The following is a 26,131-nucleotide window of genomic DNA, read 5'->3' as shown; positions in this document are numbered from 1 at the left end:
CGTGTCCGATCGTGCATGGATGAACCACCGAGATCACGCGAAGATGGTTGTTTGAATCATCCTCTCGATGCCAGGATGGGGCTCCCCCGAGTCATCTCGTAGGAGCCCCATGCGTGTCACCTCTGTTGAGTCGACCGAGCTGTTCGTCGGTACACCCGAGCGACCGCTCCAGGTGGTGGCGGCCGGGATCGAGCACGTCCCGGGCCGCTCGGTCCGCGTGACGGTCGGGGGACGCGGCGGCATCGGGGAGACCGTCGTCACCGTCGGCGAGGACGGCACCGTACGCGCCGAGATACCCGTGACCGGCGCCGGCGGACCGATCACGGTCACCGCGACCGACGGGGACGAAACCGCCGACGGCACCGGCGAGTTCACGGTCGCCGAGCCCGGCTGGACCATGTTCATGGTCAGCCACTTCCACTACGACCCGGTCTGGTGGAACACCCAGGGCGCCTACACCGAGACCTGGGACGTCGCCGACGACCCGGCCGGTACCGGCCTGCCCGCCCGCACCTTCGACTCGCGCGGCCAGTCCGGGATGAGCCTGGTCCGGGCCCACTCCGACCTGGCCCGGCGCGACCCGGCGTACACCTTCGTGCTCGCCGAGGTCGACTACCTCAAGCCGTACTGGAACGCCTTCCCCGAGGAGCGCGGCTTCCTGCGCGAGCTGATCCGCACCGGCCGCGTCGAGATCATGGGCGGCACCTACAACGAGCCGAACACCAACCTCACCGGCGCCGAGGCGACCGTACGCAACGCCCTGTACGGCGACGGGTACCAGCGCGCGATCCTCGGGGCGTCCCCGCAGACCGCCTGGCAGCTGGACGCCTTCGGGCACGACCCGCAGTTCCCCGGGCTGATGGCAGACGCCGGCGTGACCTCCAGCTCCTGGGCGCGCGGACCCTTCCACCAGTGGGGCCCCACCCTCTCCGTGTTCGGCGAGGAGCCGCGGGATCCGCGGCGGATGCAGTTCCCGGCCGAGTTCGACTGGATCGCCCCATCGGGGCGCGGAATCCTCACCGCGTACATGGTCAACCACTACGGCGTCGGCTGGCGGATCGACAACGCGCCGACGCTGCCCGAGGCGGAGGCGGAGGCGTACAAGCTGTTCCAGGGGCTCAAGAAGGTCGCCCTCACCCGCAACGTGCTGCTCCCGGTCGGCGGGGACTACGCGCCGCCGTGCCGCTGGGTGATGGACATCCACCGGGACTGGAACTCCCGTTACGTCTGGCCGCGCTTCGTCTCCGGTATCCCGCGGGACTTCTTCGCCGCCGTGCGCGCGGAGCTGGACGCCGAAGGCCGCAGGGCCTCGCCGCAGACCCGGGACATGAACCCGGTCTACACCGGCAAGGACGTCTCCTACATCGACACCAAGCAGGCCCAGCGGTACGGCGAGACCCTGCTCGCCGACGCGGAGGCCTGGGCGACGCTCGCCTCCCTCGTCACCGGCCACCCCTACCCGGACGCGGCCCTCGACAAGGCGTGGCGGCAGCTGGTCTACGGCGCCCACCACGACGCCATCACCGGCTCGGAGTCGGACCAGGTGTACATCGATCTCCTCACCGGCTGGCGGGAGTTGGCCGATCTGGCCGAGACCGTGCACGCCGACGCGACGAAGGCGCTGGCCGACCGGGTCGAGCCGGGCACCGGCCCGGACCTGGTGGTCTTCAACTCCGTCACCTGGGAACGACAGGACGTCCTGACCGTCGACGACCCGGGCCTGGTACCGGTCGGCGACGACTTCCAGCCGCTGCCCGCCGTACGCGAGGAGGACGGCACCCTGCGGGTCGTCGTCCCGCAGGTCCCCGGCATGGGCCTCAAGGCGCTGCCCCTGGCGGCCGGTTCGCTCCCCGAGTGGACCCCCGCCGAGGGCACGTCCATCCGCAACGAGTTCTACGAGGTGACGGTCGACCCCGGGCGCGGGGGCGCCGTGAGCAGTCTGCGGGCCGTGACCGAGGGCGGCCGGGAACTCCTGCCCGCCGGGGACATCGGCAACGAGCTCGTCGTCCAGGAGGAGTTCCCGAGGCACCCGCGCTTCGGCGAGGGCCCCTGGCACCTCACCCCGACCGGCACGACGGCCGCCCGCAGCGGGGAGGTGCCCGCCGACATCGACGTCGAGCACTCCCCGGCCGGGTCCCGGATCACCGTCCGCGCCGATCTCGGGCTGTTCAGATACACGCAGAAGCTCACCCTCTGGACCGGCGTCGACCGGCTCGACGTCTCCACGACGATCGACGGCTACGACGGCGAGGACCGCCTCATCCGGGTCCGCTGGCCCTCCGACGTGCGGGGCGGGCTGCCCGTGCACGAGGTCGCCGACGCGGTGATCGGGCGGGGCTTCGGATTCGTGGAGGTGGACAGCGAGCGGTTCCCGTGGACGCTGGACAACCCGGCCAACACCTGGTTCGCCCTGGGGTCCACGGCCCGGGTGGCGCTGCGGGACGACTCCGGCGCGCTGCTGGGCCGACGGGCCGTCGGTGTGGCCGAGTTGGTGTACGCCGACTGGGACGAGGCGGGTGAGCTGGGCGCCCCGCTCGCGGCGGCCCTGGTCCGCGCGGGCGTCACCGCGACCTCGACCATCGCCGGTGGCCCCCGCTACGGCGACCTCGAAGTCGACTCCAACCTTCCCGACCTCCGGATCGCCGTCGGCGGCCCCGCGCGCAACTCCCTGGTCGCCGAGGCGCTCGCCATGGACCCGGCCGCCGACCGCGAGCTGCGCCGCCAGATCGCCGCACAGGGTGTGGCGTCCGTGTGGGTCGCGCCACGGGCCTCGCTGCGCGAGGAGTGGGTGCCCGGCGCCGACCTGCGCGACCTGGAGCGGCTGCCGTTGCTGGTGATCGCCGGCGCCGATCCTTCGGGGGACGCGAAGGCCGTCGACACGCTGATCGCCGATCTGGCGGACTTCACCGTCACGGCCACGGCGGCGGGCGGCGGCGAGGCACTTCCGCCCGGTGACGCCTGGGACGGACGCGGCTTCGCCGTCCTGAACCGGGGCACGCCCGGCTGTGTGGTCACCACCTCGGGCGACCTCTACATGTCCCTGATGCGCTCCTGCACCGGCTGGCCGTCCGGCATCTGGGTCGACCCGCCCCGCCGCACGACCCCCGACGGCTCGGGCTTCCAGCTCCAGCGCTGGTCGCACACCTTCGAGTACGCGGTCGTCGCGGGCGAGGGCGACTGGCGGGACCTGCAACTGCCCGCGCGGGGCCATGAGTTCAACCATCCGCTCACGGCCAGGGTGCGCGGCGGCAGCGAGTCCGCGCTCCTGCCCCGCAAGCTGTCCCTCCTGGAGGTGGAACCGGCCCGCGAGGTGCTCCTCGACGCCCTCAAGCCGCTCGGCTCCCCGCTGGCCCGGGGCAGTGTGGCACCGGCGGATCCGGGACGCGGGGTCGTGGTCCGCGTGCACGAGGTCAACGGACGGCCGGTGCGGGCCCGGGTGCGCGGGCCGGTCGCCTGGACCGAGGGCGCCCGGGCGGACGTACTGGAAAGGCCCGGCGAGTCCCTGACGCCGGACAACAAGGGAGCGCTGGAGGCCGGGCTCACCGGCTTCGAGGTGGCCACCGTCCTGGCCACGCCCCCACAGGCACCCGAGCCGACGACGGACCCCGGCATCGCCGCCCACGAACCGGCCCAGCCCGTCCACACCCGCTACTGGCTGCACAACTCCGGACCGGCCCCGCGCGGCAACATGCCGGTGTCCGTCTACGTCTCCCCCACCGCCCTCACGGCGACCGGCCCCGTCACCGCGACGGTCCGGATCGGTTCGGAGCTCACGGACACCTCGACGAACGGCACGGTCGTCTTCGACGTACCGCCCGGCTGGTCGACCGAGCCCGCCGAACTGCCGTACGCGCTGGGCCCCGGCGGCTTCTCGCTGGCCGAGGTCACGGTGACCCCGCCACCGGACGCCGAGCCCGGCCGCCACTGGCTCACGGCCCGGCTGACGTACGGCGGCCAGACCTACGAGGACGTCGTCGGCCTCGACGTGCCGGGCTCCCCCCCGGCCGGTCCGGGACTGACGTGCGAGCTGAACGCCGACCGGGTCACCGTGCGTCGCGGTGAGCGGGCTCAGGTTCCGGTGAGCCTGCGCAACACCACGCTGGGCCCGGTCGGCGGGCAGCTGTGGGCGGTGTCGTCCTGGGGCACGTGGCCGGGCGTGACACCGGGCCTCCAGGGCTTCACGGTGCCGGGCGGTGAGCAGCGGGAGTCCGTGATCGAGGTGGACGGTTCGTCGATCCCACCGGGTTCGTACTGGCTGATGGCGAAAGCGGCGTGGAACGGCCAGGTGGCGTACACGAAAACCGTCGTACTGGAGGTGACGGAGTGACGGAACACGCGGCACTGGTGGCCGGCGACCCGATCCCGACAGAACGGGTGAACTCCTTCCTGGGAAGTGCGCCCCTCAGGGGCGCGGGGCTGTATCAATTTGCGGCTCCGCCGCGGGGCGCGACCAGCCACAACGAACCCGCACCCGCCAGACGACAGACGGAACCCCCCTCTGTCGCGAGACAACGACGCCGCTGGGCCACACAAGTGATCGTCACCGACGAGCTCGCCCGAAGGGCATGCGCGGCCCGAGGCCTGAAACCCCCACCCGAAGTTTCCCCGGCCAAGCCTCTCACCCTGGCCGAATCCGACGTCGCAGACCTCGGCAGCATCGTCGCCGCAGCCCTCGCCCACTCCCAAGCCGCCCGTGCCCTCCTCGCCGCCCTGGAGTCCGAACAGACGGTCCCGGAGACCGCCGTACAGGACTACTACGCCCGCAACCAGGACCGCTTCCTCACCCCGGACGCGCTGAGGCGAGGCGTCACCCCCTTCGACGGGGCGGCCCCGGAGGACCTGCTGCCCTACGACGCGGTCCGCGAGGGCATCTCGCGCGAGCTCCGCAAGGCGGCCGGGCGCCGGGCGTTCTTCGGTTGGCTGGACCAGGCGAGAGGCACTGTCGTGTACTCCCACGGGCACGAACACCCCGCAGACCCGTCCCACCCGGACCACGAACACCGTCACTGATCTCCTACGGAACCTAAAAGCAACACGGGAAACCATTGACCTCCGATGAATTCTGGTCCACCTTTTCATCAATCGGAGTCGGAGTTGGTTCATTGAACCAGCCGTGGAGGGGCATCACATGCGCGCAAAGAGACTGACCCGCACCCTGACCTGTATCGCCGTCCTGTCACTGACGGCCGCGGGCTGCGGACTGTCCGGCGGAGGATCCGACAGCGGTGACGCCACCGCCGGCGGCTGCAAGGTCGACAAGGGCAACGTCGGATCGGGCAAGCTCACCGGCGAGGTCAAGGGCGACATCACCTTCCAGACCACCAACCTGAAGAAAGACTTCGGGGACTTCTTCAACGGGGTGATCAGCGACTTCGAGAAGGCCCACCCCGGCACCAAGGTCAAGTGGATCGACGACCCCGGTGACAACACCTTCACCAGCCGGACCGTCGCCGACGCCCAGGCCTGCACGATGGCCGACGTCATCAACGTCAACGCGCCGACGGCGACCGCCCTCACCAAGGCCGGCTACCTGCTCGACATCGGCACCAAGGACCCGGACGCCGTCAAGCCCTTCGTCCCGTCGTTCTGGAAGACCGCCACCTTCGCCGACGCCTCCGGCAAGTCGATCCACACCACGCTGCCCTGGTACACCGGTGGCGTCCTGCTGACGTACAACAAGGACCTCCTCGCGAAGGCGGGGGTCGACCCGGCGAAGCCTCCGACCAGCATCTTCGGGCTTTTCGCCGACTACGAGAAGGTCGCGAAGGCCGCCGACGGCAAGTACTTCGCCACGATGGCCAACCCGATCTGGCGCATCCCCGCCGACTTCGACCAGATGGGCATCAAGGTCCTCTCCGCCGACGGCAAGTCCGCCGTCTTCGCCGACGACCCGCGCACCACCCAGTGGGTCGCGTGGATGGCGAAGCTGTACAAGGAGGGCGCGATGCCGAAGGACTCGCTGTCCTCCAGCAACGACCCGTCCACGCTCTACAGCCAGGGCAAGGTGGCCTACGGTTCGACGAACCCGAGCTTCGTGCGGTTCGTGAAGCAGAACAGCCCCTCCGTCTACGACAAGACGGCCGTCGGCCAGCAGCCCTACGACGCGCTCGGCCGCGCCTCCGCCGGCGCCCCGCAGTACATCTCGGTCGCCGCGACCAGCAAGCACGCGCCGGTGGCGCTGTCGTTCGCGGAGTTCCTCACCAACGCCGAGAACCAGACGGCCTGGTGCAAGGATCCGGACGTGGTGATCTTCCCGACCACCACCAAGTCGCTGGACGACCCGTTCTTCCAGAACGTCACCGGCAGCGACCCGTTCTCGCAGGCCCGCAAGCTGGTCGCCGACCAGCTCAAGACGGCCTCCACCAACCAGACCAACCTCTCCCCGGCCGTGCAGAACGCCATCGTGTCCCAGGTGCAGCTGGCCATGCAGGGCAAGAAGAGCGCCGCGGACGCCGTGAAGGACGCCCAGGAGAAGTCGAACGAGCTGCTGAAGCAGGGCAGCTGACGGTGACGGCACAGATCATGAAGCCGGTGCCCGACGTGGAATTCCCGACCCCCACGCCGGGCCCGGCCCCGTCCCGCCTCCGCCGGCTCGCCAGGGCCGCGCTGCCCGGCCCCGCTCCCGGCGCCAACGGAGCGGCCATGTACCGCCGTTGGTGGCTGCCGTGGCTGTGGACCGCCCCCGCGATCGCGTGCGCGGTCATCTTCGGGGTGTTCCCGTTCCTGAACACCGTCCTGCTGTCGTTCACCGACGCCAAGCCGCTCGGCGGCACCGCGGGTTTCGTCGGACTCGACAACTACACGCGGATGCTCCAGGACGACGACTTCTGGCTCGCCACCCGCAACAGCATCCTGTACGCGGTGATCGTCGTGCCGCTGATGGTGCTGCTGCCGCTGATGCTGGCCGTCCTGGTGGAGAAGAACCTCCCGGGCATCGGCTTCTTCCGCTCCGCCTTCTACACGCCGGTGCTCGCCTCCAGCGTGGTCGTGGGCCTGAGCTGGCAGTGGCTGCTCGCGGACGACGGACTGGTCAACACCTGGCTCCAGAAAGCCCACTTGATCAGGTCGGCGATCCCGTTCCTCTCGGACTCCTGGCTGATCCTGCTGTCCGCGATGGGCCTGACCCTGTGGAAGGGCCTCGGCTGGTACATGGTCTTCTATCTGGCCGCACTCGGGAACGTGCCCAAGGAACTGCACGAGGCCGCGCAGATGGACGGCGCCGGTGCGGTGCGCCGCTTCTGGCACATCACGATCCCGGGAGTCCGGCAGGCCATGATGCTCGTCGGCACCCTCACCGGCATCGGCTCGCTCAGGGTCTTCACCGAGATCTACATGCTCGGCAGCTCCACCGGCGGCCCCGGCGGCGCCGACCGCACCCTGCCGTTCTACATCCGGGACGTCGGACTGGACCCGATCACCGGCAACGCGGGATACGGCTCGGCCGTCAGCGTGGCCCTGTTCGCGCTGACGCTGGGGCTGACCCTGCTGGCGCAGCGTCTGACCAAGGAGGACGAGTCATGACGACGAGCGCCGTCGAGACCAAGGGCCGTCGCCTGATGCCGCGTTGGCGTGACTACGGCCGCCCGCGCGAGCTCGTCGTCCGCTATCTGCTGCTCCTCCTGGTGCTCGGCCTCACCGTGGGCCCGCTGCTGTGGCAGCTGCTGGCCTCCTTGAAGGGCACGAGCGAGGACGTCTTCGGCGCGGACGCCACCCTGCTGCCGCACCACCCGACGCTGCGCGCCTACCGGACGGTCTTCGACCAGGTTCCGGTGTGGTCGTACATCAGGAACAGCCTGACCGTGGTCGCCCTGTCGGTCACCAGCCAGCTGGTCTTCTCCACGACGGCCGGCTACATGCTCTCCAAGCCCGCCTGGAAGGGCCGCAAGGCGGTCTGGGTGGTGCTGGTCGCCTCCATGATGTTCCCCTTCGAGTCGATCATGGTCTCGCTGTTCATCAGCATCCGCGACCTGGGGCTGGTCGACAGCCTGGCCGGCGTGTGGCTGCCCGGGTTCGTCGGCGCCATCAACGTCCTCCTCATGCGCGGCGCGTTCCTCGCGGTCCCGCGCGAGATCGAGGACTCGGCGATGCTGGACGGCGCGAACGAGTGGCAGCGCTTCCGCCATCTGTATCTTCCGTCCGCGTGGGGCGCGATCATGGTGGTCGTCATCAACACGTTCATCAGCGCCTGGGACGACTTCCTGTGGCCGCTGATCGTGCTGCGCTCGGAGAGCAACATGACGCTGACCCTGGGCCTTTCACGGCTCCAGTCGTCGTCGTTCGGCTACGACCAGCGGATGGTGATGGCCGGTTCGGTGATCTCGGTGGTCCCGGTGCTGGTGCTGTTCGTGATCACCCAGCGGTGGTTCTACAAGGGCGTGTCGTCGGGGGCCGTCAAGATCTGACCCCGGGCTCCGAGCGCCTCCCGTGCGGACGCGGCGACCCTGATCTCGACCGTGCCGTGGATGCCGTCCAGCGGCAGGGTCACCGTACGGCGCTCGCCCGGGGCCAGGCCGACACCCTCGAACGCGCACAGTTCGAGGGTGCGCGGCCAGGTGGGCGTGATCAGGCGGCGCAGGTAGACCTGGACGACCGAACGCCCGTACCGCCGACCCGTGTTGGTGACGTCCACCTCGACCGTGCGTCCCGTGAGGCGTGGCTCGCCGTACGCGAAACTCGTGTACGACATCCCGTGCCCGAAGGAGTACCGCGGCTCGGCGCTCTCGTCGACGTATCCGCCGTACTCGGTGTCCTTGTGGTTGTAGTGGACGGGGAGCTGGGCGGCCGAGCGGGGGACGGACAGGGGCAGGCGGCCCGCCGGTTCCGTGAGTCCGAGCAGCACCTCGGCGATCGCCTCGCCGCCCCAGGGGCCGGGGTACCAGGCGGTCAGCAGGGCGGGCGCGGTGTCCGGGACGACGTGCGGGCGCCCTTGGACCAGCACGACCGCGGTCGGCGTGCCCGTCGCCACGACGGCGTCCAGCAGTGCGTACTGGGCTGCTCCGAGCCGCAGTCCGGCCAGGTCGACGCCCTCGCCGCAGGTCATCTCGGAGACCGCTTTGAGCGCGGCCCCGTTGGCGTCGAACTCGGTCCCCGGGGTACGGGCGCTGCTGCCGCCCAGCACCAGCACGGCGAGGTCGGACGCGGCGGCGTGGGCGATCGCCGCCGGGATGCCGGAGCGGTCGTCGCCGGTGAGGGAGCAGCCGGGGGCGTGGCGGATGTCGAGGCCGGGCGGGGCGAGCCCGCGCAGGGCGTCGAGGACGCTGCTGCCGGTGCCGGGGCGCTGCGGGGCCGTGTAGTCGCCCAACTGGTGGGCGGTGGTGGCGGCTTGGGGGCCGAGCACGGCGATCCGGGAGACGTGGCCGCCGATGGGGAGCACCCCGTCGTTGCGCAGGAGGGTGACGGCGGCCCGGGCCACCTCCTTGCTGAGCTGCTCTCCACCGGCCGGCGCAGCGGCCGTCACGGGCTGCGGCTCGAACAGCCCCAGCCGGAACTTGAGGCGCAGGACGCGGGCGACGGCCGTGTCGAGGTCGGTCTCCTTGACCAGCCCTCGTTCGACCGCCTCCTCCAGGTGGGTGAAGCCCTCGTCCCAAAGGCTCAGATCCACACCGGAGTTGAGCGCGAGGGCGCCCGCGGAGACCTTGTCGCCGGTGATCCGGGCCAGCCGGTCGACGGCGAGTCCGTCGGCCATGACGAGCCCGTCGAAGCCCCACTCCTCGCGCAACAGACCGGTGAGCAGGGCGCGGTTGCCGGAGCAGGGCAGGCCGTCGACCTCGTTGTACGCGGCCATCACGGCGGCGGCACCGGCGCGCACGCCGGCCCGGGCGGCGGGGAGGTGGATCTCCTGCAGTTCACGCCAACCCAGCTCCGACTCCGCGGAGTTGCGGCCGCCGACGGTGGCTCCCTGCCCTGCGAAGTGCTTGAGGACGACGGGGGCCTTGTCGGGAGCGAAGTCGGTGCCCGGGCCCTGCATCCCCCTGACGAGCGCTTCGGTCAGCCGGGCGGCCAGGTACGGGTCCTCGCCGAAGCACTCCTCGGTACGGCCCCAGCGCGGGTCACGGACGATGTCCAGCGCCGAGACGAGGGCCACGTGGCCGCCCCGGGCACGCAGTTCGGCGGCGGCGTGGGCGGCGGCGCGCTCGTACAGGCCGGGGTCCCAGCCGGCGCCGACCGCCAGGTTGACCGGGAGGACCGTCCCGTCGAGGGCCATGAGACCGTGCGGGACCTCCTCGACGAACAGCGCCGGGATGCCGAGCCGGCTCCGGGCCACGACGTGCCGCTGCACCAGCTCGGCGAGAGCGGCCCCGTCCTGGGCGCCCGGTCCGCTCCCGTGGTCCACGCCGGACCAGGCGTCGGCGCGCTGGAGGCCGTACAGGGCGCCGAGTCCCTCGAAGCGGTCGGTCTCGGCGTGCAGGGCCTCGGTGAGCTCGAAGCCGCCGTCGGGGGTGCGGCGGTAGGCGTCCCAGCCGTACATCCGCTGGTTGAGCTGGCCGACCTTCTCGCGCAGGGTCATCCGGGAGAGGAGGTCCTGCACGCGGGCGTCGGTCGGCGCGGTGGGGTCGCGGTAGACGGCGTCGCTCATGACAGGTGCGCCAGCCGTGCGAGGGCGACCGCTCCGGCGCAGCCGTCGGCCACCCAGTCCAGGCTCAGGCCGTGCGCGCGGAGGCGTTCTGCCAGCGGGCCGGTGAGCGGCCCGTCGGGACCGAGGAGCCCGCCCGTGGCGACGATCCGCTCACCGGGGCGCGGTTCCAGCGCCCGTACGGCCTCCAGCAGGTGGTCCGCCGCCTCGCTGAGGATCGCCTGCGCCACGGCGTCCTTCTCGGCGGCGGCCTCGGCCACCAGCGGGGCGAAGCGGGCCAGCCGGATCGGCGGGTCGGCCATGACGGCGGGCAGCAGATGGCGGCGGAAGTCCTCACGCCGGGCGCGTTCCCAGCCGGGGACGCCGGTCGGGTGGGCTCCGGTATCGCTCGGCGGGACGGCGCCGCCACGGTCGTACGAAGGGATTCCGCCCTTCGGGAGGACGTCGACGGGCAGGTTCAGGGTGCGGCCGACCCAGCCGGCGAGGACCGTCGGGCGGCCGCGGCCGTCGGCCATGCGCAGGGCGGCGCGGACCGCGCTGCGGCCGATCCAGAAGCCGCTGCCCTCGTCGCCGAGGAGCCAGCCGTCGCCGTCCACGGTGGTCGTGGCGTGCCGGTCGGTGATGCGCATGGCGACCGCGCCCGTGCCCGCGACCAGGGCGAGGCCCTCGGAGGGGGTGCCGGGGGCGGCGGCGAAGGCGGCCTCGATGTCGCTGCAGACGCCGACGCGGACGGCCGGTACGCCGAGGCGGCGCAGGGCCTCGGTGAGGGCCGTGCGGGCCCTGCCGGTGCCGGGGTCGTCCTCGGAGGCCGCCGTGGCGCCCGCGAAACCGCCGGTCACGGCCACCACCCGGGCGCGGGCCTCCTCGGGCACCACCCGGGCGAGCGCCTCGGTGAGGTGGTCGGTGAGCTGCGGGACCGGGACCGTCATGGCGTTGCCGGGTCCGCCGGCGCCCTCGCCCAGCACACGGCCGTCGTCGGCGTCGGCGAGGACCACGCGGGTGCGGGTGCCGCCGGCGTCGAGGCCGATGACCAGGTCGCGCCGGTCGCGCGGATCGTGGTTCAAATCATTACCCATCGATGACTATGGTGATTGATACATTCGCGCAGGACAAGAGCTGGACAAGAGCAGGACCCGAGGAGGATCCCATTCCCACGCTCCGCTTCGGCGTCAACTACACGCCCCGCCACGGCTGGTTCCACGCCTGGCACGACTTCGATCCGGTCCGCACCCGCGAGGATCTGGCCCAGATAGCCGGGCTCGGCCTCGACCACGTCCGGGTCTTCCACCTCTGGCCGCTCCTGCAGCCCAACCGCACGCTGATCCGCACCGCGGCCGTGGACCAGCTGGCGCAGCTGGTCGACCTGGCCGCCGAGGCGGGCCTCGACGTGCTGGTGGACGGCGTGCAGGGCCATCTGTCGAGCTTCGACTTCTATCCGGAGTGGACCCGCAGCTGGCACCACCGCAACGTCTTCACCGACCCGGAGGCGATCGCCGCCCAGGCGGACCTGCTCCGCACCCTCGGCCGGGCCCTGTCCGGCCGCCCGAATCTCATCGGCCTCCAGCTGGGCAACGAGCTCAACAACCTCGTCGAGCACAACCCGGTGACGCCGGCGGAGGTCGACCACTACCTGGACTCGCTGCTGGCGGCCGCCCGGGACGGCCTCGGCGCCGACGGCGGCCTGGTCACGCACTCCGCGTACGACGCGGCCTGGTACGGCGACGACCACCCCTTCACCCCGGAGGCCTCGGCCCGCAAGGGCGACGTCACCACGGTCCACCCCTGGGTCTTCTCCGGTGGCTGCGCGAGCCTGTACGGCCCCCGTTCCCCCCAGGTCCTGCACCTCGCCGAGTACGGCACGGAACTCGCCACGGCCTACGCCGAGGACCCCTCCCGCCCTGTCTGGATCCAGGAGACGGGCGCCCCCGAACCCCACATCCCGGCCGCCGACGCCCCGCACTTCGCCCGCGAGACGATCCTGAACGCGGCGGGGTGCGCGGGCCTGTGGGGCGTGACCTGGTGGTGTTCCCACGACGTGAGCCGGTCCCTGGCGGACTTCCCGGAGCTGGAGTACACGCTGGGGCTGTTCGACGCGGAGGGGCGGCCCAAGCCGATCGCGGAGGCGGTGGCGGCGACGGTCTCCGAACTGCGCGCGGGTTCGCCGTCGGTCGAGCCGCGCGACACGGCCCTGGTCCTGGACTGCACGCCGCACACGCGCTCGGTGTCGGGTCCGGGCGGGGCGTACTTCGAGGAGTGGATGCGGTTGCGTCAGCAGGGGGTGCGCCCGGCGGTGGTACGAGCGGAACGGGCGGGGGACGAGACCTACCTGTCGGCGAGAGGAATCAAGGAGCTCATAGCCCTTCCGTGACGGTGAGCCCCTTCAGGGGAAGGCAGATCACCGCGCCACGGCCAGTACTTCGGCCACCGCCCGCAGATTGACCTTCCCCCGCCCGTAGGAACACACCGCCCCGTCCTCCGCCAGCCCCGTGGCGACCCGCACCGCGCCCGGCCTGCGGACCAGCAGCTCATCCCGCACGCGGGCCTGCCACGGGTACAGGCCCGCATCACACGTGGCCACGACCAGCGGCGCACTCCGGGCCTCGGCCAGAATCACCTCGACGAGCGCGGAGGGGTCGACCGGCTCCCCGGCCACCGCCGTCCCCGTGGCCGTCGGGTCAACGGCCAGCACCTGGGTCAGCAGATCCTCCCCACCCCAGTTCAGCGCGGGATGCGGCGCCGGAAACAGGTCGACGACGTGTGCGCCGGCCACGGGTACCGGGAGCGCCTGCGCGCGCACCGCCCGCCGAGCCGCCTCCAGCCCCGCCCCCCAGTCCCACACGGCGACCTCGGCGGTCGGCGTCGCGTACCGCTCGACCAGCCGCTGAACCCGCCCGGCGGCCTCCAGCACCCGCTCCTCGCCCAGCACCCCGTCCCGCAACGCCTCCAGCAGCGCGTCCCGGCACTCCAGGGTGACCCCGAGATCCGCCACGGCGACGATGACCTGGTCCGCCCCGGCGGCCAGGGCGATCCGCGCGCCCGCCGCCTCCCCGTACAGGTCGGAGATCGCCTTCATCTCCAGCGCGTCGCTGACCAGCACCCCGTCGAAGTCCAGCTCGCGACGCAGCAGGTCCCCGAGGATGCGCCGGCTGAGCGTGGCCGGCCGGTTGGCGTCCAGTGCCGGAAAGACGACATGCGCGCTCATCAGCATCGGCACGCCCGCGGCGATCGCGGCCCGGAAGGGGTCGAGGTCGAGTTCGTCGTACGGCCGCGGGTCGACGGCGAGTTCGCGGTGGCTGTCGGTGAGCGTGCCGCCGTGCCCGGGGAAGTGCTTGGCGCAGGACGCGATGCCCCGCGCCTCGGTGGCCGCGATCCAGGCGCCGAGGTGCCGGGACACCAGCGCGGTCTCCTCGCCGAAGGCACGCGTGCGCACGATCGGGTTGTCGGCCTGTCGCTGGACGTCGGCGACGGGGGCGTAGGAGGCGGTGATGCCCAGCGTGGCCAGGTGCCCGGCGAGGGCGTCGGCGCAGCGGGCGGTGAGGTCCGGGTCGTCGACGACGCCGAGGGCGTAGGAGCCGGGGACCTCCGGGGCGCCCACGGCGTCCAGGTGGCCGATGCCGCCGCCCTCGTTGTCGATGGCGACGAGCAGGTCGGGGCGCAGGGCCCGCAGCGTGTCGGTGAGCCGGCGCACCTGTTCCGCGTCGCGCACGTTGCGGGTGAACAGGATGACCCCGCCGAGACCGCGGTCGATGAGCCGCTTCAGGGTGTCGGGGACGGCCGTGGTGCCTTCGAAACCGGCGACGAGACAGCGGTGGGCGGCCTCGTCGAGGTCGACGGGGAGGGCGGTGCGGGCAGACGGGCGGTCGGTGTGGGTCACCCCCGGAATCCTCTGGCTCGCTCAGCCGAAAGTCAACAGACCAATGGTTCGGTCATTCATCCCCCACCTGTTCCTGGAGGTTGTTCCTCGCACGGTCACCCGGTCAGCCAGGCGCGGATCGCCGCGGCCGTGGAGTCGGCGTCCTGGTGGACGAGGGAGTAGTGGTCGCCGGGGACGTCGGCGGTGTCGTGGGGCAGCGGCCAGTGCGGCAACCAGTCGCCGTCGGGGTCGGCGCGCCGCATCTCTGTGGTCGGGTGGCCGCGAAGCAGCAGCGTCGGCACGGGCGGGGCCTCGGCGGCCGGCTCGAGATTCCAGCCCTCGAGCACGCGCGCATAGCCACCGCCCGCGATGAGCAACGAGTCGTCGAACTCCTCGACCACGTCCTCCGGCAGGGCGGCACCCGCGGCCATCAGGGCGAGTGCGCGGGCGTCTCCGCGCTGGAGGACACCCACGTGGGAGTCGAGCAGCACCAGCCCGGCCGGCGGCTCTCCGGTGTTCGCCAGGTGGCGGGCCACCTCGTGCGCGATCACACCGCCGGCGCAGTAGCCGACCAGTACGACCGGGCCGCCCCGGGCGATCTCGCGCACCGCGTCGGCGTGCGCCCGTGACAGCGTCCGCATCGAGTCCGGAACCGCCCTGCGGGCGCCGAATCCGGGGTGCTCCAGCAGGTACAGGTCCCGTTCCCCGTCGAACTGTCCGGCCAGCCCGGTGGGGACCCGGTGGAAGGGCGCCAGGTAGTCGGGGAGGTAGGCGAGGGCCGCGGCGCGTCCCCGTCCGCCGGTGCCGCCGTGGGCGAGCCGGACGGGTCCGACGACGTGCCGGGCGCGGTCGTCCGCGGTGAAGGACGGCAGGGCGTACGAGGCGACGTACCGCAGGGTCATCGCCTCCAGCGGACCCTGCTCGCGCAGGACGCGGTGGTAGAGGGTGCTGAACCGGTAGGCGGGTGACGGCACTTGGGCCGCCGTGTCCGTCACCTCAGCGTCATCGGTGTCCTCCGGCAGCGCGCCCGCCTCTCCCAACCTGCCGAGGAGGTGCGCCGACAGCCCCTCCAGCGTCGGGTGTTCGAGGACCACCGTCGGCGCCAGCCGCACCCGGGTGAACGCGCTGAGCCGGTTGCGGAACTGAAGGGCGGTCAGCGAGTCGAAGCCGAGCTGCCCGAACTCCCGGTCGGCGGGGAACGCGTCCGCGTCGGGGAAGCCGAGTACCGCCGCCAGTTCGGCGCGGAGCAGACCGGCCAACACGCCCACGCGGTCGGCCTCGGGAGTCGCGGCGAGCTTCTCGCGCCAGGCACCGGGAGCCTGGTCGGCCGCCGGTGACACGGCAACCGGGGCCGGGCGCGCCGGGCCCCGGTCCGCGAGCAACGGCAGCGGCGAGCCGCCCTGCGGGGCGCGGGCGAACGGGACGGGCACCAGCACCGGTGCCGCCGTGCGCAGCGCGGAGTCCAGCAGTTCGACGCCCTCGCGCTCGGTGATCGCGGGCACCCCGCCCTCGGCCGACAGGTGCGGTGCGACCCGGCCCGCCATGCCGTCGTCGTGCGCGGTGCTCCACGGACCCCAGGCGAGCGACCGCGCGGGCAGCCCGCGGGCGGCCCGGTACTCGGCGAGCGCGTCGAGGAAGCCGTTGGCGGCCGCGTAGTTGGACTGTCCCGGCCTGCCCAGCACTCCCGCGGCCGAGGAGTACAGCACGAACGCGGACAGTCCCAGGTCCGCGGTCGCCTCGTGCAGATGCCAGGCGGCGTCCGCCTTGGGCGCCAGCACTTCGGCCACCCGCTCCGGCGTCATGCCGTCCACCACGCCGTCGGCCACGACCCCGGCGAGATGGAACACGCCGGTCAGGGGCGGCTCGCAGGAGTCGACCAGCGCGTCGACGGCCCTCCGGTCGCTCACGTCACAGGCCACCACCCGTACGCCCGCGGCGAGTTCGGCGGCCCAGTCGGGGGTACGGCCGCCTCGGCTCGCCAACAGCAGGTGCCGGACCCGGTGTTCGGTCACGAGGTACCGGGCGAGGCTCGCGCCGAGCGCTCCGGTGCCGCCGGTGATCAGTACGGTGCCGTCGGGGTCGAGGGCGGGGGGAGCGGCACTCGCGGGACCCGTGGTGACCAGCCTGGGCACGAGGACCGTGCCGTCGTGCACGGCGAGTTGGGGTTCTCCGGTGCGCAGGGCGGCGTCCAGTGCCGCGGGCGTGGCGGTGCCGCCGCGCAGGTCGACCTGCGCGATCCGGCCGGGGTGCTCGGACTGGGCGCTGCGCAGGAACCCGGCGACCGCGGCCTGCGCCGGGTCCGGGTCGTCCCCGGTGGCGTGGTGGGTGAGCACCAGCAGCCGGCCCGGACGGGTGTCGGCGACCCAGTCGTGTACCCGGGCGAGGACGGCCGTGACGAGGTCCCGGGTCCGGCCCGGCATGTCGTCACGGGCCCGGCTCGACAGGTCCGCCGCATCGAGCAGTTCGTGCTCGGTGCCGGCGTGCCCGGCTTCCGCGGCACGTCGCCAGGCCACCTTGTACAGCTCGGTGGGCCGGACCTTCGTCACCCGGGTGACCAGGGACTCGACGGTGGCCAGCGGCCGCCCGTCCACGCCGGTCAGCGTCACCCGTACCTCGTCGGCCCCGAGACGCTCCAGACGTACCCGCGCGGCGGCGGCGCCGGTCGCGTGCACGGTCACGCCGGTGCAGGCGAGCGGAACCCGCGCCTCGCCCGGCCCCTCGACCAGCAGCGCGGCGTGCAGGGCGGCGTCGAACAGCGCGGGGTGCAGGGTGTACGAGCCGGCGTCCGCCGCCTCCTGAGGCCGCAGCGCCACCTCGGCGAACGTCTCGTCGCCGCGCCGCCAGAGCCTGGTGACCGCGCGGAAGGCGGGCCCGTAGTGGTGCCCGTACGCGGCGAGTCGCTGATAGTCGACGGCGAGCTCCTCGGCGCCGGCGGGTGGCCACGGCGTGTCCTGAGCGGCTTCGGGAGGCGTACCGACCGGGGCGACCGACGCGCCGGCATGGCGGGTCCACGTCTCGTCCGTTCGCGCCCACACGGTGACCGGACGGTTCCCCTCCCGGTCCGGGGCGTCCGCGACCACCTGGATCCGCACCTGCTCGGACCCCGGCAGCACCAGCGGCTCGTGGAGGACCAGCTCGGACAGCCGTAGCGGCCCCTCCGCCACGTCCGCCCCCGCCGCCCGGAAGGCCAGCTCGGCGAAGACCGTCGCGGGCACCAGCACCCGGTCGCCGATCACATGGTCCGCGAGCCAGGGCTGCCGCGCGGTGGACAGCACGCCGCTGTACCGGGTGCCGGGCCCGTCGGCGTCCGGCTGTGCCTCGCCGACCAGCTTCCGGTCGTCACCGCCACGGTGGTCGCGGGCGTCGAGCCAGTAACGCTGCCGCTGGAAGGGGTACGTCGGCAGCGGCCGCCGCCGGGCGCCGGTTCCGGCGTACCGGGACCGCCAGTCCACCGGCACCCCGTGGACGTGCAGCTCCGCCAGAGCGACGGCCGCCTCGGCACCGGACGTGAACAGGGCTCCGGAGTCCGGTTCGACGCACTCCTCGGCCGCCGTGATCAAGGCCGCCGACGGCCCGGCCTCCACGTACGCCGTGACCCCCGTCCGCGCCAGCCATTCCACCGCGTCGGCGAACCGCACGGTCTCCCGCGCCTGCCGTACCCAGTACTCGGCGGTCCGGATCGCGTCCGGCTCCGGGCGGCCGGTCAGCGTCGACACCACCGGTACGGACGGCCGGTGGTAGGTGACCGACTCGGCGACCTCCCGAAACCCGTCCAGCACGGGGTCGAGCAGCGGCGAGTGGAAGGCGTGGCTGACCTTCAACCGGGTCGCGGTACGCCCGAGCCGGTCGGCCAGAGCGGACACCGCCTCCTCGTCGCCGGACAGCACCACGGACTCGGGTCCGTTGACCGCCGCGACGGCGACCCGGGCACCGGGCACCTCGTCGAGCCGCTTCAGCACGTCGGCCGGCGACGCCCGTACGGCCACCATCGCGCCGCCTGCGGGCAGTTCGGCCATCAGACGGCCCCGCGCGGCCACCAGCCGTACCGCGTCGGCCCGCGAGAACACGCCCGCGATGTGCGCGGCGGCCAGTTCGCCGATCGAGTGGCCCACCAGGAAGTCCGGCCGCACACCGCAGTCGGCGAGGAGGGTGTGGAGGGCGACCTCGTAGGCGAACAGGGCGGGTTGGGCGTAGTCGGTGCGGTGCAGGAGGTCGCTGTCGGGGTCGTCGATCACCTCCCGCAGGGGCCGGTCGAGCAATGGGGCGAAGGCGTCGCACAGTTCGCCGAAGGCGCGGGCGAACACGGGAAAGTCCGAAGCCAGTGCACGGCCCATGCCGGTCCGCTGGGCCCCCTGGCCCGCGCAGAGCAGCGCCACCTTGGAGGTGCCGCGTGCGGTGCCCTTGCGCAGCGCGGGGCTGTCCGCACCTTCGGCCAACTCCCTGAGGCCGGCGAGGAGTCCGCCGGTGCCGGTGGCCAGTACGGCGGCGCGGCGCTGGAGCGGGGCGCGGGTGGTCGCGAGCGAGTACGCGACGTCCAGGGCCGCCGCTTCCCCGTCGACTTCGGCCAGCGCGGTGGCCAACTCCCGGGCGTGGGCGCGCAGTCCGGCCTGGTCGCTGCCGCCGACGAGCCAGGAAGTGACGGTGCGCGGGCCCGAGCGGACGCTCCGGGGCTCCTCCTCGGCCGTCGCCGGCTCCTCGATGATCACGTGCGCGTTGGTGCCGCCGATCCCGAACGACGAGACCGCCGCCCGGCGCGGCCGTTCGCGTTCCGGCCAGGACCGGGCCCGGTCCAGCAGCCGTACCGCCCCGTCCGACCAGTCGACGTGCGGCGACGGCTGCTCCGCGTACAGCGACCTGGGCAGTTCGCCGTGGCGCATCGCCTCGATCATCTTGATGACGCCGGCCACCCCGGCCGCGGCCTGGGTGTGCCCGAAGTTCGACTTGACCGAGCCGAGCCACACCGGGTCGCCGGGGTCGCGGCCCTGGCCGTACGTGGCGAGCAGGGCGCCCGCCTCGATGGGGTCGCCGAGCGCGGTCCCGGTGCCGTGGCCCTCGACGACGTCGACGTCGTCCGTGTTCAGCCCGGCATCGGCCAACGCCAGCCGGATCAGCTCTCGTTGGGCTTCGCCGTTCGGGGCGGTGAGGCCGTTGGACGCGCCGTCCTGGTTCACGGCCGAGCCGCGCAGCACCGCCAGGACCGGATGGCCGTTGCGCCGGGCGTCCGACAGCTTCTCCAGCAGCACCAGGCCGACCCCCTCGGCCCACGCGGTGCCGTCGGCGCCGTCGGCGAAAGACCGGCAGCGGCCGTCCGGCGACAGCCCGCGCTGCCGGCTGAACGCCACGAACGGCTTCGGACTGGCCAGCACGGTCACCCCGCCGGCCAGCGCGAGGGTGCACTCTCCGGCGCGCAGGGCGGCCGCGGCCAGGTCCATGGCGACGAGGGAGGACGAGCAGGCCGTGTCGACGGTCAGGGCCGGGCCGCGCAGGCCCAGCACGTAGGAGATCCGCCCGGAGGCCACACTGCCGGACGAGCCGACGGCGATGTGCGACTCCAGCGCGTGTGCCGAGGCCTCGGCGCCGTATCCGCCGTGCATCAGACCGACGTAGACGCCGGTGGCGCTGCCGCGCAGCGAGGGCGCGGGGATGCCCGCGCGCTCCAGCGTCTCCCAGGCGACTTCGAGCAGCAGCCGGTGCTGCGGGTCGGTGGCCGTGGCCTCGCGCGGCGAGATGCCGAAGAACAGCGGGTCGAAGTCGGCCGCGTCGGTGAGGAAGCCGCCGCGTCGGGTGTACGTCGTCCCGAGCCGGTCGGGGTCGGGGTGGTACAGGGCGTCGACGTCCCAGCCCCGGTCGGCCGGGAACTCCCCGGTGGCGTCCACCTCGTCGGACACCAGCCGCCAGAGGTCCTCGGGCGAGCGCACCCCGCCCGGGTAACGGCAGCCGACGGCCACGATCGCGATGGGCTCGGCGGCGGGGCCCCGGCGGGGGTGTGCCGTCTCGCGGGCACCGCCGTGCAGGCGCTCGTCCAGGTGTGCGGCGACGGCGGCGGGGGTCGGGTGGTCCCAGACCAGGGTGGCGGGCAGCCGCAGTCCGGTACGGAGGCTGAGCCGGTGCCACAGGGTCATCGCACCCATGGAGGTGAGCCCGAGGTCGGCGAAGGCGGTGTGCGGGTCGATCGCCGCGGCGTCGGTGACGGGCGCCTCGGGGCGGGCGGTTGCCTCACGGCCGACGGACCGGTCACGGCCCACGGTCTGTTCACGGTCGGCCGCGGCTTCCCGCCCCTCGACCGCCGTCTCTCGCCCGGCAGCGTTCCACCGGGGCCCCGGGGCCCCGAAAGCCGGGGCTCCCGCGGCCGTCACACCCCCGTCGGCGGCGCCACCGATCGCCGCCGTCTCCACGCACACCAGCTCGGTCAGCACCGCCCGACGCTCCGCCGGGATCCGGTCGGCGAGGCCCGCGAGGGCCTCCTCGGACGGGCGCGCGGCCAGGCCCTCCCTGAGGACCGCCCGCCGGGGCTTGCCGGCCGCGGTGCGGGGGATGGCCGGCGTGAACAGGACGTCCTCGGGCACCTTGTGCGCGGAGAGCACCTCGGCGCAGGCCCGCAGCAGTCCGCCCGTGTCGAGGTCCCGCTGCGCCGGTACGACGAACGCGACCGGGACCTCGCCGAGCAGCGGATGCGGCCGCGCCACCACGGCCGCGTCCAGCACCCCGGGCAGCCCGCGCAGCACCTGCTCGACCTCGACGGGGTCGACGTTCTCCCCGCCCCGGACGATCCGGTCGTTCGCGCGCCCGGTGACGGTCAGGTACCCGTGCTCGCCCAGCCGCCCGAGGTCGCCGGTGCGGTACCAGCCGTCGCCGTCCACCCCCGTCCCGTCGTGGTGGCCGAGCATGAGGCCGGGCCCGCGCACCCAGATCTCCCCCTCGGCGCCCACGACCTCCGCCCCGGTCCCGGGATCGACGAGCCGCACCTCCATGCCGGGCAGTACCGCGCCGCTACTGCCCCGTACCCGCGGCCCGGACAGGGACTCCATCGCGATCTTGCCGCAGGTCTCGGTACTGCCGTACCCGTCGAGAAGCGGTGCCCCGAGCCGGCCCTCGACCCGCTCCCGCAGCTCCGGCTCGCTCGGTGCCCCGGCCGTGACACAGACCCGCAGCGAGGGCACCTCACCGAGTCCGGCGTCCAGCAACTGCTCGTAGGTGAGCGGCACTCCGCCCAGCACGGTCGGCTCGAACTCCTGGACCATCCGCACCAGCGCGGCCGGTTCGCGCATCGCGGTGATCCGCGCGCTGCCGCCCGCCACGGTCGTTCCGAGTACGCAGAGCGAGTGGGCGTAGGTATGTGCGAGCGGCAGCGGCCACAGCAGCCGGTCGGCCGCCGACAGTCCCAGCCGGGGCACATAGCAGGTGACCGGCGACCAGAGCGCGGAGCGCTGACTGGCGACGGCGGCCCTGGGGGTGCCCGAGGTGCCGGAGGTGTAGAGCAGCCAGGCGGGCTCGTCCAGGCCGAGGTCGTCGCGGGGTTCGGGTGAACGGCCGTCCGCCACCAGGTCGTCGAAGTGCGCGACTCCTTCCGGCGCCGGGCCGTCCCCGGTCACCACCAGGCGCGGTGACCGCTCCCCGACCACGCTGGCGATCCGCGCCAACTGCCGCCGGTCGACGACCAGTACGTCCGGATCGCAGTCGGCGAGCAGCGCCGCGAGCTCGGCATGGGTGCCCCGCGGACTCAACGGCACCCCGACCGCGGCGGCCCGGACGGTGGCGAGCAGCCCCTCGACCAGCTCCACGCTGTTGTCGAGGCAGAACGCCACCCTGGCCCCACGCCCCACCCCGAGCGCGCCCGCCAACCGTCGCGTCCGGAACTCCAGTTCGGCCCAGCTCACCGCCCGCCGGTCGTCGGCGAACGCGAGTTTCCCGCCGTACCGCGAGGAGTTCTTGACCAGCAACTCCGCCACGGGCCGGACCTCGGCCACTGCCCCGACGCGCATCGGGCCTCCTTCTGGATCACCGAATCCGCACCGTATCCCGCCCGCGCGCCCGACACCGCATCGCAAATGGGGGCCGGGCGAGCGGAGTTGGCGGAACCAGCCACCGAACTCGGCACACCCGGCCCCCGTACTCCCGCCCCTCGGCAGGATCAAGAACCGGTCATGCGGCCGAAGCGGGCCGCACCGCCACCGACAGGGGGGACGGCGGCCGGACCCGCGGGCCGACTCATCGGCCGCTCGCCGCACGGGAGTTCTGGGCCGGGCCTGCCGCCCCCACGGCAGGGATCGCGACGGCCCTCCGCACGCCATCACCCACGGCCCCGGCAGCGAGCCGGCCGCGGCGACCGGAACGCCCGGGCCGCGACCGCTGCGCGTCAGCTCTCGTCGGCCGTCAAGCGCAACGAGATGCTGTTGATGCAGTACCGCTGGTCGGTGGGTGTCGGATACCCCTCGCCCTCGAACACGTGGCCGAGATGTGAGCCGCAGCGGGCGCAGCGCACCTCCGTCCGCACCATTCCGTGCGAGCGGTCCTGGATCAGTTCGACGGCGTCGGTGTCCTTCGGGTCGTAGAAGGACGGCCAGCCGCAGTGGGACTCGAACTTCGTGGTGGAGGTGAAGAGTTCGGCACCGCAGGCGCGACAGGAGTACACGCCGGTGGTCTTGGTGTCGGTGTACTCACCGGTGAAGGCGGGTTCCGTGCCGGCCTGGCGGAGTACGGCGTACTCGGCCGGGGTCAGCTCCGCGCGCCACTGCTCGTCCGGCTTGTCGACGTCGTACGACATGACTCTCAGCCCCTTACTTCGCGAGACGGTCCAGGATCAGCGGGCCGAGGTCGGTGACATCGCCCGCGCCCATGGTGAGAACGAGATCACCCGCCCTCGCCATTCCCGCGACCACCTCCGGCACGTCCGCCTTGTCGTGGACCGGCGTCACGTCCGCGCCCGTGGCCCGCGCCGCCTCGATGATCAGCTCGCTCGTCACCCCGGGGATCGGGTCCTCGCGGGCCGGGTAGATGTCCAGGACCAGCGAACCGTCCGCGAGGGCGAGCGCGTCGCCCATCTCCTTGCCGAGCTCCTGCGTCCGCGAGAACAGATGGGGCTGGAAGACGACCAGGATGCGGGCGTCACCGGCGGCCGCGCGCATGGCCTCCAGGTCCGCCGTCATCTCGGTGGGGTGGTGGGCGTAGGAGTCGATGACCTGCACCCCGGCCGCCTCGCCCTTCAGCTGGAGGCGCCGCTTGACTCCGGTGTACGCGGCCAGGGCCGGCGCCAGTCCGGCCGCGGGGATCCCGAGCGCCACGCCCGCGGCCAGGGCGGCCACCGCGTTGTGGGCGTAGTGGCGGCCGGGCACGGAGACGGTGAAGGTGAGCGGCGAACCGTCCAGCTCGACGGTGACCTCGCTCTTGAGGCCCTGCGCGACGACCGAGAGCACGCGCACGTCGGCGTCCTCGGCGTCGCCGTACGTCACCACGCGCACGCCGCTCGCCGTGACCCGCCGGGTCAGTTCCCGGGCGCCCTCGTGGTCCGCGTTGATCACCAGCGTGCCGCCCTCGACGACCCGGCCGACGAACGTCTCGAAGGACTCGTAGATCTCTTCCATCGACGCGTAGTTGGCGTGGTGGTCCAGCTCGACGTTGAGGACGATGGCGACCTCGGGGGCGTACTTGTGGAAGCTGCGGTCCGATTCGTCCGCCTCGGCGACGAAGATCTCGCCCTCGCCGTGCAGGGCGTTCGAGCCGGGGGCGTCCAGGTCGCCGCCGATCGCGTACGAGGGCTTCAGGCCCAGCTCGGACAGGGAGACCGCGAGCATCGAGGTCGTGGTCGTCTTGCCGTGCGTCCCCGCGACCGCGATCGGCCGCAGGCCGTCCATCAGCGAGGCGAGGGCGTCGGACCGGTGCACGACGGGGATGCCGAGCTCGGCCGCCCGGGCCAGCTCGGGGTTGTCGGCCCGGATCGCCGACGACACGACGACACAGGTGGCGTCGGACGCCAGGTGCTCGGCCGCGTGCCCGATGTGCACGGTCGCACCGAGCGCGCGCAGGGCCTCCGCGGTCGCGGACTCCTTGGCGTCACTGCCGGCGACCTTCGCCCCGCGCTGCGCGAGGATCTTCGCGATCCCCGACATCCCGGCCCCACCGATCCCGATGAAGTGCGGTCGGTCCATGGCGGTAGGAAGGCCGGGTGCCATGCGTGTGTCTCCCCAAGGTGGTGCGGTACGGATGCGGGGTCAGCCTATGCCTTGCTGTGCGAGAACAGCTTCAGCACCGGTACGCCCACCTTGTGACGGGCCCGGGACGCCCAGTCGCGGTGGAAGAACTCCTCCACGTAGTGGGGGTCCGTCAGCACGATCACCTCGTCCGCGCCGATCTCGCCGACGAGGGACTTCAGCGCGTCCAGGGGGTGGTCCTCGATGAGCCGCCCCTCCGCCTCGCTCCCGGAGGCTCTGAGCGCCTGCAGGGACACCTCCAGGGCGCGCTCCCCCACCCCCTTCGCGGCCTCGCCCTCGGGCGTCTCCCGCTCCCGTACGGCCTCGTCCAGCTCGCCCAGCGCCACGTCGTCGATGGCCCGCAGCAGCCGGTCGGCCTGATCTCCGCGCGGCTGGAGCAGCACATGGAACGCGACCGACTCGTCGCCGTGCAAGGTGGTGACGAACTCCACGTCGGCAGACGTCAGAGCCTTCTCGATCATCAAAACGCTGGTGAACACCGGGCGTCCCCTTCTCTGCGCTCTGCGGAAACCATCCTGCCCCGTGATCGCACGGGTACTGCCGGATTCAGTGTGCCCGCCGGAAGCCAACCGGAACGACAGATTCCGCCGATGTCGGGCTCAGCGGTACCGATCGCACCCGCATCCGGGCGGTCAGGTCCTGCGATACCTGCTGAAGAGGAATCCGTCCTCCTCCAGCAGGGAGGCCAGTGCGAACCGCGAAGGGACCGCCACCGACGGTCCTCCCGCGATCCGCTGCGCGTCCCCCGCGGTGAGCATCGGGGACAGGGTGAGACAGAGCTCGTCGAGCACCCCGGCGGCCACCAGCTGACCCAGCAGCCGGGGGCCGCCCTCGGTCAGCAGCCGGGTGTGCCCCAGCTCGGCGAGCGCCCGTACGGCCCGCGCGGGGTCCACGCCGACACCGTCCCCGGCGATCACCACCCGCGCGCCCGCCTTCTCGGCCGCGGCGATCCGGTCCGGTGCCGCCGCGGCACCCGTGAGGATCAGCGTGGGCACGACGGGCGAGGTGTACAGCGGCAGCGAGAAGTCCAGGTCCAGGCTCGCGGTGATCACCGCGATCGCCGGGACCGGGCTCTGTCCTGCCGCCTCCCGCATCCCGGCGAACTCGTCGCGCACGCGTGCGGGCCGGTAGCCCTCCTGCCGGACCGTTTCCGCACCGGCGATCACCACGTCCGCCAGCGCGCGCAGCGTCCCGAAGATCCGCATGTCGGTCGCGGTGGAGATGGGCTGCGAACGGCCGTCGTGCTGGGCGGCGCCGTCGAGCGTGGAGACCATGTTGGCGCGCAGCCAGACCTCGGGGGTGCCGGGGCCGGGGCCGAGCTCGGGGTACGCGTAGGCGGCGGCCAGCTCGGCGAGGCTCCAGTCGTGGCCGGCCTCCCCTTCCTGGCTCCGGATCACTGTCTCGTCGGTCACAGGGAACAGGCGTCGCATGTCGTGCAGTGTGGCACGGCGCTTAGCATGGTGAACCGTGTCTACTTCCCCCGCCGCGTCCGGGTCC

General features: G+C 72.9%; 14 protein-coding genes. 6 read left to right on the top strand and 8 right to left on the bottom strand.

Annotation, left to right across the window (positions count from 1 at the left end):
* Nucleotides 1–109 precede the first annotated feature (109 nt).
* The 5 genes from ABZT06_RS04975 (at nucleotide 110) to ABZT06_RS04955 (ending at nucleotide 8,402) form a co-directional block, all read left to right on the top strand.
* Nucleotides 110–4,327 carry an NEW3 domain-containing protein gene (locus tag ABZT06_RS04975; protein ID WP_355734902.1) on the top strand — a complete coding sequence of 1,406 codons (4,218 nt, stop codon included), beginning with the start codon at nucleotides 110–112 and terminating at the stop codon, nucleotides 4,325–4,327.
* Nucleotides 4,324–5,010 (top strand): peptidyl-prolyl cis-trans isomerase, encoded by a 687-nt coding sequence (locus ABZT06_RS04970; protein WP_355734899.1) that lies wholly within the window; start codon nucleotides 4,324–4,326, stop codon nucleotides 5,008–5,010. Before ABZT06_RS04975 ends, ABZT06_RS04970 begins: the two co-directional genes overlap by 4 nt.
* A 118-nt stretch (nucleotides 5,011–5,128) precedes the next feature.
* Complete coding sequence (locus tag ABZT06_RS04965; RefSeq protein WP_355734896.1) at nucleotides 5,129–6,505, top strand: extracellular solute-binding protein; 1,377 nt, start codon at nucleotides 5,129–5,131, stop codon at nucleotides 6,503–6,505.
* A 17-nt stretch (nucleotides 6,506–6,522) separates the two neighbouring features.
* Entirely contained in the window at nucleotides 6,523–7,521 is a 999-nt protein-coding gene (locus ABZT06_RS04960; protein WP_355735545.1) for a sugar ABC transporter permease, read from the top strand.
* Nucleotides 7,518–8,402, top strand: a complete 885-nt coding sequence (locus ABZT06_RS04955; RefSeq protein WP_355734893.1) for a carbohydrate ABC transporter permease — start codon at nucleotides 7,518–7,520, stop codon at nucleotides 8,400–8,402. The genes ABZT06_RS04960 and ABZT06_RS04955 overlap by 4 nt, the downstream gene beginning before the upstream one ends.
* Here ABZT06_RS04955 and ABZT06_RS04950 read toward each other — a convergent pair.
* Both ABZT06_RS04950 and ABZT06_RS04945 read right to left on the bottom strand, forming a co-directional pair.
* Complete coding sequence (locus ABZT06_RS04950; RefSeq protein WP_355734891.1) at nucleotides 8,366–10,576, bottom strand: glycoside hydrolase family 3 N-terminal domain-containing protein; 2,211 nt, start codon at nucleotides 10,574–10,576, stop codon at nucleotides 8,366–8,368. The genes ABZT06_RS04955 and ABZT06_RS04950 overlap by 37 nt on opposite strands.
* Nucleotides 10,573–11,649, bottom strand: a complete 1,077-nt coding sequence (locus ABZT06_RS04945; protein ID WP_355734888.1) for a BadF/BadG/BcrA/BcrD ATPase family protein — start codon at nucleotides 11,647–11,649, stop codon at nucleotides 10,573–10,575. The genes ABZT06_RS04950 and ABZT06_RS04945 overlap by 4 nt, the downstream gene beginning before the upstream one ends.
* 8 nt (nucleotides 11,650–11,657) lie before the next feature.
* Here ABZT06_RS04945 and ABZT06_RS04940 point away from each other — a divergent pair, with 8 nt between their 5' ends.
* Complete coding sequence (locus ABZT06_RS04940) at nucleotides 11,658–12,941, top strand: glycosyl hydrolase (RefSeq protein ID WP_355735542.1); 1,284 nt, start codon at nucleotides 11,658–11,660, stop codon at nucleotides 12,939–12,941.
* A gap of 27 nt (nucleotides 12,942–12,968) precedes the next feature.
* Here the strand turns inward: ABZT06_RS04940 and ABZT06_RS04935 are convergent, their stop codons facing one another.
* The 6 genes from ABZT06_RS04935 to ABZT06_RS04910 all read right to left on the bottom strand — a co-directional run bounded on the left by ABZT06_RS04935 (nucleotide 12,969) and on the right by ABZT06_RS04910 (nucleotide 26,064).
* On the bottom strand, nucleotides 12,969–14,447 hold the full coding sequence (locus ABZT06_RS04935) for a glycoside hydrolase family 3 N-terminal domain-containing protein (protein WP_355734885.1): 1,479 nt from the start codon (nucleotides 14,445–14,447) through the stop codon (nucleotides 12,969–12,971).
* A gap of 95 nt (nucleotides 14,448–14,542) precedes the next feature.
* Nucleotides 14,543–22,408, bottom strand: coding sequence for a type I polyketide synthase (locus ABZT06_RS04930; protein ID WP_355734882.1), 7,866 nt, complete (start codon nucleotides 22,406–22,408; stop codon nucleotides 14,543–14,545).
* Nucleotides 22,409–22,782: 374 nt separating this feature from the next.
* A complete protein-coding gene (msrB, locus tag ABZT06_RS04925) occupies nucleotides 22,783–23,190 on the bottom strand; it encodes a peptide-methionine (R)-S-oxide reductase MsrB (protein WP_355734879.1) in 408 nt (135 codons plus the stop codon).
* A 13-nt stretch (nucleotides 23,191–23,203) separates the two neighbouring features.
* Nucleotides 23,204–24,595: a UDP-N-acetylmuramate--L-alanine ligase gene (murC, locus tag ABZT06_RS04920; RefSeq protein ID WP_355734876.1), complete on the bottom strand. Its 1,392-nt coding sequence runs from the start codon at nucleotides 24,593–24,595 to the stop codon at nucleotides 23,204–23,206.
* A 44-nt stretch (nucleotides 24,596–24,639) separates the two neighbouring features.
* Nucleotides 24,640–25,113, bottom strand: coding sequence for an indole-3-glycerol phosphate synthase (locus tag ABZT06_RS04915; RefSeq protein WP_355734873.1), 474 nt, complete (start codon nucleotides 25,111–25,113; stop codon nucleotides 24,640–24,642).
* Nucleotides 25,114–25,266: 153 nt separating this feature from the next.
* A complete protein-coding gene (locus ABZT06_RS04910; RefSeq protein WP_355734870.1) occupies nucleotides 25,267–26,064 on the bottom strand; it encodes a pyrimidine reductase family protein in 798 nt (265 codons plus the stop codon).
* Nucleotides 26,065–26,131: the final 67 nt, after the last annotated feature.

Source organism: Streptomyces sp. NPDC005483 (genome assembly GCF_040606035.1).
Lineage (GTDB): Bacteria > Actinomycetota > Actinomycetes > Streptomycetales > Streptomycetaceae > Streptomyces.
Note: the sequence above shows the minus strand (reverse complement) of the source record. Positions and strands in the feature narration are given on the sequence as shown.